The organism is Phocaeicola faecium (genome assembly GCF_014837055.1).
Classification (GTDB): domain Bacteria; phylum Bacteroidota; class Bacteroidia; order Bacteroidales; family Bacteroidaceae; genus Phocaeicola; species Phocaeicola gallinarum.
Map to the genome: position 1 here is coordinate 1 of NZ_JACSPQ010000058.1, position 1,086 is coordinate 1,086.

General features: G+C 60.2%; 2 protein-coding genes. One reads left to right on the forward strand and one right to left on the reverse strand.

Going from position 1 to position 1,086, the window contains the following annotated elements:
* Positions 1-266 (forward strand): hypothetical protein (locus H9626_RS15850; protein ID WP_225231038.1); only part of this gene is annotated, 266 nt, incomplete at its 5' end.
* A gap of 267 nt (positions 267-533) precedes the next feature.
* Here the strand turns inward: H9626_RS15850 and H9626_RS15855 are convergent.
* Positions 534-1,086, reverse strand: a 553-nt coding sequence (locus tag H9626_RS15855) for a transposase (RefSeq protein ID WP_191710941.1), incomplete at its 5' end; no start/stop codon positions are given.

Below are 1,086 nucleotides of genomic sequence, written 5' to 3' on the forward strand. Positions count from 1 at the left end.
AAGGAACGGCCTCCGCGATCAACGCAACAGTTCGTGGGGCGAACGATCTCATCGACAATGCCGGCAAAGTCTTGAATTCTGCTGGACAAGCAGCAGCAGACGCTGCAAGCGATACCGTCGACGCCGCAGGTAAGGTCTTAAACGATACGGGTAAGGCAATCGGCGATATGAGTAAGAACGCAGGGGAAGCAGCGGACAAAGCATTCAATGATGCCGGAAAGGCAATCGGCGGAATGTTTAGTGCAATGTTTAAGAGGAAAGGATGATCAACCGCAGAAGCGGTATCCTGGTTGCAAGAGCACAACCATCATCAAAGTCACGCGGCGTAATTGGTCGCGAGAAGAGACGATGATGGCGTTTGCCCTATATATGATTCTCGAGCCACGGGAATGGGACGACAAGAATCTAAACGTTCTTCGACTTACGGAGATGATTCATCGCACCCCAAAGATATCGTCTTAATAAGCACTTCTCAACGCCGGTTGTGCCCGAAGTCTTGCGCAAAAGCGGTCTGGCCCGTTGCCGGGTCGGTCTCAGTCGGTTGTCTGCATGGTGTCACCGAGTCGGGACATGTCCAGGTAGCGGCGGCTCGACCAATCGTTGGCGGTGACGTAGCGGATCCTGGCGCAGACGAGCATGAGCGCGCTCCTGCCGTCCGGGAAGCTGCCGACCACTCTGGTGCGCCGGCGAATCTCGCGGTCGGGCCGTTCGATCATGTTGTTCGTGCGGATCCGCCGCCGGTGCTCCGGGGGATACTCGTCGAGCAGCCAGGTCGTGGTCTCGCCGATACCTTCCCTCAGGCAGGAGGCCGCCGCTTTCAGTCTCCTGGACTCCATCTCGCGGGCGACCTCCTCGGCCTTGGCGAGGGCGGACGCGCGTGATTCCATGGCGAAGATCGCCTCGGGCGCGGCGGACGCCCATTCGCGGTGGGTGGGCGGCACCTTGGAGAGCACGTTGCGCATGAAGTGGACCATGCACCGCTGGTAGCGCGCGTCCGGCAGCATCGCGTTCACGGTGGAGACGAGCCCGGCGCACCGGTCGCCGACCACGAGCCGCACGTCCCTGAGACCGCGTTCGATCATGCTC